Origin of the sequence: Jatrophihabitans lederbergiae, from assembly GCF_031845305.1 — a bacterium.
Lineage (GTDB): Bacteria > Actinomycetota > Actinomycetes > Mycobacteriales > Jatrophihabitantaceae > Jatrophihabitans_A > Jatrophihabitans_A lederbergiae.
Window position 1 is genome coordinate 1 of the sequence record NZ_JAVREH010000092.1, and the last position, 6,976, is coordinate 6,976.

A 6,976-nucleotide genomic window follows, 5' to 3' on the forward strand; every position below is an offset into this window, starting at 1 on the left:
CGGGAGTTAGGGCTCTGCTGGTGTCAAATCTGGCTCAGTCGTCGGTGCCGCGGCCAGAGATGGCATCGCGCATCCGATCGAAAAGGCCTGCGACGGGTCCGAGCGCCTTGTCGCCGGGCGGCTGGTCTGGACCTGAGTGGCGGGCTGGCTGGACGTGGCCGCGAAGTTCCACAACTACAGCTTCAACAACACCCTGCTTTTGCTCGCCCAGAAACCGGACGCCACGCAGGTTGCCGGCTACAACCTGTGGCAGGAACTTGGCCGCCAGGTGGTCAAGGGCGAGAAGGGCCTCGCCATCCTGGCGCCGGTCACCCGCAAGATCGAATCCGATGAGACCGATAGCGCGACCACGACCGGACCACAGGGGGCAGAGCAGGTGGCGGCCGAGCCGGGGGAGTCGGCTGCCACCGCTCGTCGCGTGGTCGGGTTTCGACCGGTCTACGTCTGGGACGTCTCCCAGACCAGCGGTGACCCACTGCCCGCGCCACCGATGCCCACGCTGCTCGCCGGGCAGGCCCCGCAGGGCCTGTGGGACGCCCTCGCGGCCCAGTGCACGGCGGCTGGGTTCACCGTCACCCGCAAGCTGATTGCCGGGGCCGCCGGCCCAAACGGCTACACCGCCTACGCCACCCACGACGTTGTTGTGCGCTCCGACGTCGACGACGCCCAGGCGGTGAAGACCTTGGCCCACGAACTGGGCCACGTGCTCATGCACGACCCGGCCGGCTTCGAACGCGGCCGGACCGGAAGCTGCCGCGGTGACCGCGAGGTCGAGGCCGAATCCCTGGCCTACCTGGTGGCGGCCGATCATGGCCTGGACACCGCCGAATACACCTTCGCCTACGTCGCCGACTGGGCCGCGCAGACCGGCGACGCCGACGCCGCGCTGCGCGCCTGCGGCGCCCGCGTCCTGAGCACCGCCCATCAGGTCCTGGACCGCAGCCACGACCACCTCACGGCAGGGCCGGCAGCGGCCCCGGCGGCGGTGGCTAGGGATGCCGACAAGCTGACCCTGCGCGCGGTGGCCGGTGCCGACCGCACCGCAGCACTTCGGGCCGATGCAGAAAACCGGGCACGGGATCCCGAGACCGATTTTCTGGACCGAGGCCGTCTGGTCGCGGCGAACGCGACCGCGGCCGCTACTACGCCAGCCAGTACCCGGCCTCGTGGGCGCCGGCCTACCTCGACACCCGGCTCGGCAGCACGATGCTTGACCACCCGGCCGGGCGGGTGGGCTACGCCCCGCCCGGCTGGACCCACCTGAGCGAGCACCTGCGCGGCAACGGTTTCACCGACGCCGAGATCCTAGGCGCCGGGCTGGGCACCCGCGCCTCTACCGGCCGGGTGGTCGATCGGTTCCGCGACCGGCTGATGTTCCCGATCCACGCTCGGACCGAGGGCGGCGGCCGGGAAGTGGTCGGCTTCGTCGGCCGCCGCAACCCGAGCCTGGACGCCAGCACCGGCATACGCAACCCGAAGTACCTCAACACCGGACAGACCCCGCTCTACACCAAAGGCGAGCACCTCTACGGGCTGGCCGGGAACACCGCGACCCTCGATCGAGGCGGTCTCGCGGTCCTCGTCGAAGGGCCGATCGACGCCCTGGCCGTCGACCTGGCCTCGGGCGGCATGATGGCCGGCCTGGCACCGCTGGGGACCGCCTTGACCGAGCACCAGGCCGGCCAGCTCGCCGACGTCGTCGGTGCCGGCACTGATCGGATCGTGATCGCCACGGACGCCGACCCGGCCGGTGTAGAGGCCGCCGTCCGGGCCTACGAACTGCTCACCGCCCACGGGCTCGATCCCCGCGGCGTGGCACTGCCGGCCGGGACGGACCCGGCCCAGCTCGGCGAGCTGCACGGGCCGGCCGCACTCGTCGACCGGCTGACCACCGCCGAGCCGATGGGCCGCCAGCTCGTCGACCACGCCCTCACCGGCCGGGACCTGACCTGGCCCGAGGACCGCGTAGTGGCCGCCCGCATCGCGGCCGGCATCCTGGCCAAGGCGCCCCTGGATACATGGCAGCGGGAGCTGACAGCTGTCACCGCCCGGACCGGGCTCCCGGCGGACATGCTGCAAACGGTGCTCGCCGAAAGGATCGGCGTGCCCGATGCGGATGCTGATGCCCTGGGGCGACTCACCGGCCGAGACCGACGTGAGGACCTCGATCGCGGCCAGCACGTCCCCGCCACCGCGGCCCAACTGGCCGGGATGAGCAGCCCGCGCACCGCCGTCATCCGGCCCGCCACTGCGCGCCCGGCCGACGACGCCCGGCCAGCACACCGGGCCACCGCCTCCGAGGCCCAGGGCCGGCGCTAAGGGGTCGCCGTAATAACTGAGCGAATCTGGTCCCTTCACTCGGCCCGTAAGCGGATGCCCAGCGGGGCGTCCTACTACGCCTCGCGGTTGTGGGGTGCTATCCGACCAGTTGAAGACCGCGCCGAACGCTATGGAGGCCCGGGTCTGAAGCAACTTCTACGTCGAGCATTCCGGAGGCGGTGACGTGCACGTTCGAGCGGACGTATTCGGACACTGTCCGCGGCCGACGAGGCGGAAGGAACCTGGAGTGCAGATCGCCGAACCGGGTGCACTTGCCCTTGCGGACAGATGACCGTTTGCGCTGACGTTCTGGGCGGGCGAGGAAGCACGTGGGTCGGGGTCGCGGAGCCGCCGGGTCACGGATGGGCCCGGTCTTGGGCCTGATGTTAGTTCGAGTCGGTCTGGGTGAGACCGGCTTGCAGGTCACGGATGATGGTGCCGAGTTGGCCTGAAGCGAGGAGCCCGGCCCCAAGCGGGCCTGACGAGTTTTCACCGACGGGCGGGAGGGCTCGCAGGGCGGCGCGAACCTCTACCGACATGTGCTCGAGCTGCCAGCAGATCTCGTCTTCGGCGGCGTCTGGTCGCTCCGGGTCGGCAACGCGGGCAGCTTTGACGGCATAAGCGGCGGCCCCTAGTGCGTGCGCGCCCATATGGCAGATGGCGACGGCCTGACCGGCGGCCCGGGCAGCGGCCGCTGCGGCGGGAGACTTCACATCACCCGCACCTACGCCACCGGCAAACCGACGGCGGATCTCCTCCGCGGTGTTTAGCTCTCCCCGGGCGAACGCGCGGGTCCGGTGCAATCAGAGCCCGAGGGCGGTCATCATCGGGAGCCTCAGCCTCGAATATTCCTAGAACCCGCTCCGCGCAGTCGGCGGCCCATGCGGCGATAAGACGTCGGTCGGCTTCGCTTAAGGTCTGTGGAGATCTCACGACCCTCCCCTTGATAGCGGGCCAGACCCACCGAGCGTCAACTCGGCGCCCGACCACCATCACGTACCCCGTCCGCGTCGATAATCCCTCATCTGCGTGCCGGGTGGGGTCGGGTTGGATCGCCGTCGGCGGCAGCGCCGGCGCTCAGCCCGTCCTTCAGGCGAACCGCTTTGGAGACCCAGCCGGTCGTGGCCCTCAGGACACGCGAGAATTGCTCCGGTGCCCGTAAACGGATCGGCTACCGGGAAGAGCCGGTAGCCCGACCGCCGCCCTGTTGAGGTGCACTTCGTCGAACACGGCGAAGTTCGTGGCGCGCCGGCGGTACGGCGTGGTGATTGCAAGCTCGACGAAGCCCAACCGAGCGAGGATCGGCCGGCTGGTCGGCATAGCGTCGACCTGTAGGTAGCGGAACCCCCGGTCGGAGGCCAGAGCCGCCCGCCGGGCGACGAGAGCACGAAAAATCCCACGGCGGCACCACTCAGGAAGCGTCCCGCCACCCCAAATGCTGGCGAACGCCGTTCCGTCGTGGAACTCAACACGCCCAGCGGAGACCGTCGTCTCCCCGACCCGCGCGATCATGCCCACAACGGCTGGCTCGGCGGCGCCCAGGGAGGCGGCCATCTCTTGCCCGAGAGCCGTGTGATCCCCGCCGAAAACCGCGTCATGAAGGCGTACGAGCGCCTCGACGTCTTCGTCCGTCGTCACGGTGACCAGCTCCACCCCGTGCGGCGGCGCAGCGCCCAGGTTGAGTCCACCGATCTCCGCGACCATCACCGACTCCGGCGGATCAGCGATGAATCCGGCGCTCAGCAGTCGCTCGGACAAGTCGGCTGGGCGATCACCGGAGTAGTGCTTCCACTCCCAGGACATGCCCGTGAAGCGGGTGACCTCCCGGGCGATCACCTCGTCGACGTCGGCATCGGCGAGGTCGCTCCAAACGACACCGCTCCAGCCCTCGCTGATCACTCGCGTCACAAACTCGTCTCGCTCGACAGACGTGACCGGCGCGGAGCGAAGGTTCTGGCGCAGCTGCCGGTTGAAAGTTGCCATTACGGCGAGTTGATCCACGCACGAAGCAAAGCACCTGCCGCGATGCGCGGCGATCTTGTTTTTCCCGCTCAACCTGGCCACCGAACCACGGGCGGTCGGCCCGAGCGTGCGGCGCCGGGCACTGTGAGCGATGCGCTGGTAGACGCGGTCATGTCCCAGCAGCCGATCCTTGGGGGACCTTCGGCGTAAATCTGCTCAACGCATCCGGACCACTTGCGGTGCGCGAGCAGGTCCCTCGACGGACGGAGCTTCGCTTTCGTTCACTGGCGAGTACGCCCGCCGCGGACTGCGCAGCCCGATCACGCCAGCATCGGGCGGGGATCGAAGGTGACCCGTATCCGGGTGATGCGACGTTCCTCGACATGGCTCCAGTTGACAATCGCCACGGGACCCGCTGTTGCGGTCCGCAGCTCAAACCACGTCAAGACGTCAGGTCCGTCGACCCAACGATGGATCACGTCGACCTCTTTGGTCATCGCGAACATGCCGCCGAGGCCGGCAAGGGTGTCCTCGATACCGTGGGTAGTCCCAAGGGCGCCGGCGAAATTGACGTCTGGATGGAGGAGGGGACGCACCTGCTCGATGTCGTTGCTCTTCCACGCAGCGAAGTAGGCCGCTGCGATGTCTTCGGAAGTCACAGGTCTAGTCATGCCACCATCCTGACAAGTGGCACCGACAACCGGATCCTGTCGTCCCGTAGCGGGAAGGGCGGATTCTGGCGGTCAGCGCAACAGGAGGTCGCCGATGAGTTTGATCGGCTTCTTGAACGCTAGTCGTTTGCGGGGTCGATCGTTGAGTTGCTGGGCGACCCAATCGAGGTCCTCGACGGAATGAATCGATAGGTCAGTGCCCTTGGGAGAGTATTGGCGCAGCAGTCCGTTGAAGTTCTCGTTCGTGCCGCGTTGCCACGGCGAGTGCGGGTCGCAGAAGTAGATGTCGATCCCGGCGTCGACGGAGACCTGTTTCCAGTCGCGCATCTCCGGGCCCTGGTCCCAGGTCAGCGACAAGCGCAGCGACTCGGGCAAGGTCGTGATCTTGGCGGCGAGAGCATCGCGGACCTGTTCGGGCTTATAACCATTGGGTAGATGCAGCAGCATCGCGTAACCGGTCTGGCGTTCGACCAGGGTGCCGATCGCGGTCTGGTTCTGCTTACCGATGATCAAATCTCCCTCCCAGTTCCCAGGCACCGCCCGGTCCTCGACCTCGGCCGGACGTTCGGCGATATTGATCATGTTCGGTATCCGGTTCTTGCGCTGCCCGGGCTTGCGGCTCGGACGCCGCAGTGCCCGCCCGGTGCGCAGACACACCGCCAGATCGCGGCGCAACGCGCCGCGCGACTGCACGTAGATCGACTGGTAGATCTGTCTCCGGACACAACCACATCGAAACATCATTTGGGTGGGTCAGGCGCAGCCAGCCGCTGATTTCATCCGGTGACCAGCAGCGGTTGAGTTTGCGCTGCACCACCAGTCGTAGCGGCTCGTTGGCGACCAGCTTGTGTGGGCGCGGTCGACGGCGTTCCAGCCGCGCAGTGTGATCAGCGTTCTGGGGCAGGTAGCGGCCTTGTCCATCGCGATGACGGTCCAGTTCGCGTTTGACCGTGGAGGGGCTGCGACCGAGCTCGGCGGCGATCTGGCGCATCGACAATCCCAGCCGCAGCAGATCCGCGATCTGCAGCCGCTCGCGCAGGGACAGGTAGCGACCTGGCGGCGACTGAGGTCGCACAGGTGGCGCGGTTTGCTGACGATGACGGGCCCGGATACGTCCGCCGGTGCGCCTGTTCACGCCGAGGATCTTGCAGGCTGCGGTGTTGGTTATGCCGGCGCGCATCAGCTGCCAGTACCGCGTGCCGCGCACCGCGACGTCCGAACGGGGCGCACGCGCTTGCAGCAGCGACTCGGCGTGACGAGCCGAATCTCGCACCGCCCGCGTCTCTGCGCTGACCCTCCGCTGCCGGGCGCGTTTATCGGCGCGGTGGCGGCCGGCTTCCCACGCCGAACGGCGCGCTGGAGCAACCCTAAGCTGGCGCGCTGCCACACGGGCAGGCGTGCCCTCCTCACGCATCGCGGCGAACCGCCGCTGCAGCCACCGGTAGGCCGTCGAGCGGCCGACGCCAGCGGCACGGCCCGCGGTCTCGGCGCTGTTGCCGGCCAGGAAGCGGTCCCAGAACAGCTCCTCGACGCTGACCGGTACGGCAAGGTGATGCCGGCCGTCACCTCGGCTGGCGAGCCGGTCGCATTCCCAGCCCTGCACAAGTGGCGAACGGTAGCCCAGCTGGGCCTGCGCCTCCTCTACACCGATGCCCTGCGAACGCAATACGAGGAACACCTCCCGCAGCCACCGGTAGCCGGTCTCCTTCCCCACACCGGCGGCGCGGGCGGACGGTTTGAGACCGCGGCCCTCACGCACCGAGGACAAGAACCGCACACCAGCAGCTGAATCGGCGCGCAGGTACATGATCGACCGCCATCAAAGAAGGCGTTGCGTCGACCGATAGAACCTGGGATCCTCATGCGAGACGGCGCTTTAGTTTAGACATCAACTGCGGGTACGCGTCCGGTGACGGGTCACCACATGAGACCGCATATGTACAACCGTGCCCATCGGTGTACGCTAAGTACATGTCAGCCGAGTCCTCGTTCGCAGTGTCGGAGGCGCGCCAGCAATTGGCCGC

At 68.1% G+C, this 6,976-nt stretch carries 6 protein-coding genes and 1 pseudogene; 2 read left to right on the plus strand and 5 right to left on the minus strand.

The genetic code is table 11. From position 1 onward, the window contains the following. The first annotated feature begins 136 nt into the window (after positions 1–136). Both RM423_RS23605 and RM423_RS23610 read left to right on the plus strand, forming a co-directional pair. Positions 137–1,264, plus strand: coding sequence for an ArdC-like ssDNA-binding domain-containing protein (locus RM423_RS23605; RefSeq protein ID WP_311425491.1), 1,128 nt, complete (start codon positions 137–139; stop codon positions 1,262–1,264). Then, positions 1,207–2,319 carry a toprim domain-containing protein gene (locus RM423_RS23610; RefSeq protein WP_311425492.1) on the plus strand — a complete coding sequence of 371 codons (1,113 nt, stop codon included), beginning with the start codon at positions 1,207–1,209 and terminating at the stop codon, positions 2,317–2,319. The genes RM423_RS23605 and RM423_RS23610 overlap by 58 nt, the downstream gene beginning before the upstream one ends. 386 nt (positions 2,320–2,705) lie before the next feature. Here the strand turns inward: RM423_RS23610 and RM423_RS23615 are convergent, their stop codons facing one another. The 5 genes and pseudogenes from RM423_RS23615 to RM423_RS23630 all read right to left on the minus strand — a co-directional run bounded on the left by RM423_RS23615 (position 2,706) and on the right by RM423_RS23630 (position 6,132). Beyond that, positions 2,706–3,122 carry a putative immunity protein gene (locus RM423_RS23615; RefSeq protein WP_396327847.1) on the minus strand — a complete coding sequence of 139 codons (417 nt, stop codon included), beginning with the start codon at positions 3,120–3,122 and terminating at the stop codon, positions 2,706–2,708. After that, positions 3,034–3,312: a putative immunity protein gene (locus RM423_RS26110; RefSeq protein WP_396327848.1), complete on the minus strand. Its 279-nt coding sequence runs from the start codon at positions 3,310–3,312 to the stop codon at positions 3,034–3,036. The genes RM423_RS23615 and RM423_RS26110 overlap by 89 nt, the downstream gene beginning before the upstream one ends. 135 nt (positions 3,313–3,447) lie before the next feature. Continuing rightward, entirely contained in the window at positions 3,448–4,302 is an 855-nt protein-coding gene (locus tag RM423_RS23620) for a hypothetical protein (protein ID WP_311425494.1), read from the minus strand. Positions 4,303–4,601: 299 nt separating this feature from the next. Then, on the minus strand, positions 4,602–4,940 hold the full coding sequence (locus RM423_RS23625) for a nuclear transport factor 2 family protein (RefSeq protein ID WP_311425495.1): 339 nt from the start codon (positions 4,938–4,940) through the stop codon (positions 4,602–4,604). Positions 4,941–5,024: 84 nt separating this feature from the next. After that, positions 5,025–6,132: pseudogene (locus RM423_RS23630) on the minus strand (IS30 family transposase). Between the last annotated feature and the right edge of the window lie 844 nt (positions 6,133–6,976).